This window comes from Pseudonocardia pini (assembly GCF_013870575.1).
GTDB lineage: Bacteria > Actinomycetota > Actinomycetes > Mycobacteriales > Pseudonocardiaceae > Pseudonocardia > Pseudonocardia pini.
Window position 1 is genome coordinate 1 of sequence record NZ_JACBXB010000965.1, and the last position, 1,767, is coordinate 1,767.

The following is a 1,767-nucleotide window of genomic DNA, read 5'->3' on the forward strand; positions in this document are numbered from 1 at the left end:
CGTGCTGGTCCCGACGGCGGTGTTGTTCCTGCCCGCGATGGGGATGGCCGTGGCCGCCGTCTCGGCCTTCGTGCTCGCGCTGCTGGGGATCGCACTGGTCCCGCTGCTCGCCGACCTGCCCCGGTTCACCCCGGCCGCGGCACTCGGTGCGGCGGTGGTGCTCGGCGTGGTCGGGTTCGCGCAGAACGGCTTCACCCCGGACCGCCCCGCCCCGAGCCACCTCATGTACCTGCTCGACGCCGACGCGGGCACCGCACGCTGGGTCAGCGAGGAGACCACCCCGGGGGCGTGGACGGACCGCCACGTCGACGGACCCGAGACCCTGACCGTCCCGGGCGTCGAGGGCACCTTCGCCACCGGCCCCGCCGGCGTCGCCGACCTGCCACCTGCCGAGGTGACCGCGACCCGCGAGGGAACGACGCTGCGCGCCCGGATCGAGCCGCAGCGAAGCGTCCGGCTGGTCGCGTTCCGGACCGAGGAGGCGGTCGTCGCGAGCGCGACCGTGGACGGCGCCGCGGTCCCGGTCCGGGACGGCAGGCTCGATCTCGTGTTCCACGCGCCACCACCGGAGGGCGTCGACCTCCGGCTGGAGCTGACCGGCGCGGGGCCGGTCCACCTGCTGGTCACGGACGGCTCCGACGGGCTCGCGGGCCTACCCGGCCTGATCCCGCGCCCCCCGGACGTGGGGGTCGCGGGCAGCCACACCAGCGAGCTCGTCGCCGTGACCAGGCGGATCGAGCTCTAGCACGCCGCGTCAGAACTCCGCGCTTACGCACCCCGCGCGGTCGCCCGCGGTGCCCGCCTTGCCCGGCTCGGTCGACGTCGGGAGGGCGTGGATCACCACGGACCGGGGCGCGGCCTGCTCGGTGAAGGCCCACTCCGACTGGGTGGCCGTGACCGAGCCCGCGCCCTCGGCGTCGGTGGTGAAGTCCAGCCACACCTCGTTCACGGGGTTCGCGAAGGCCGGGTCCACGCTCGGCTTGACCGGGTCGGCCGTGTGCTGGAAGTGCGCGCCCGAGTCCGCGGCGGCGGGCCCACAGGGCTTCTGGTGGGCGTGGGCGCCGTAGGTCCGGTTCGGCAGCAGGCCCGTGACCGCGAGCGTGACGACGCTGCTCGTGCCGCTGGTCTCGCCGGTGACCTTCGCCTGCGCGCCGACGGGGACCAGCGCCGGGTCGTAGGTGACGGCCACGCCGTCGGTGCCGAACGTCGCGTCCACGGCCACGCTGCTCGCGAACCGCGAGTCGGGCACGGCGGCGGGGGCGGGCGCGGCGGACAGGGACGGGGCCTGGGCGGCACAGCCACCGAGGACCGCGCCCGCGGCCAGCGTGACCAGGACGGGCAGGAGGGTGCGTCGCGGTGCGAACATTCCTGTGTCGTACCCCCTCGTGCTGGTGGGGTTCCTCCGCGACCCGCGGATGTCGCCCGTTCGTGGCGCTCGGGTGCCCACCTCGCGGCGACGAGCGGTTCGCGCGACGATCGGGTCGTGCGATGTCTCGTGATCGGTGCGACCGGCTACGTCGGGTCCAGGCTGGTGCCCCGGCTGCTCGCGGAGGGCCACGAGGTGCGCTGCCTCGTCCGCTCCCCGGAACGCCTGGCCCGGAGCGGGTTCGCGGACCGCGTCGAGGTGGTGCGGGGCGATGTCGCCGACCCGGTGGTGACGGCGGAGGCCTGCCGCGCGGTCGACGTGCTGTTCCATCTCGTGCACTCCATGGACGGGCCGGACTTCGTCGACCGCGACCGGCGGATCGCCGAGACCGTGTCCGGCGC

Annotated in this window: 2 protein-coding genes and 1 pseudogene; 2 read left to right on the plus strand and 1 reads right to left on the minus strand. The window is 75.4% G+C overall.

The genetic code is table 11. The features are described 5' to 3' along the window. A pseudogene (locus tag H5J29_RS31385) lies at window positions 1-745 on the plus strand (peptidase); the annotation flags it as partial. Window positions 746-754: 9 nt separating this feature from the next. Here H5J29_RS31385 and H5J29_RS31390 read toward each other — a convergent pair. Continuing rightward, entirely contained in the window at window positions 755-1,366 is a 612-nt protein-coding gene (locus H5J29_RS31390; protein WP_181784553.1) for a superoxide dismutase family protein, read from the minus strand. Window positions 1,367-1,483: 117 nt separating this feature from the next. Here H5J29_RS31390 and H5J29_RS35605 point away from each other — a divergent pair. Continuing rightward, window positions 1,484-1,767, plus strand: a 284-nt coding sequence (locus tag H5J29_RS35605) for an NAD(P)H-binding protein (protein ID WP_181784554.1), incomplete at its 3' end; no start/stop codon positions are given.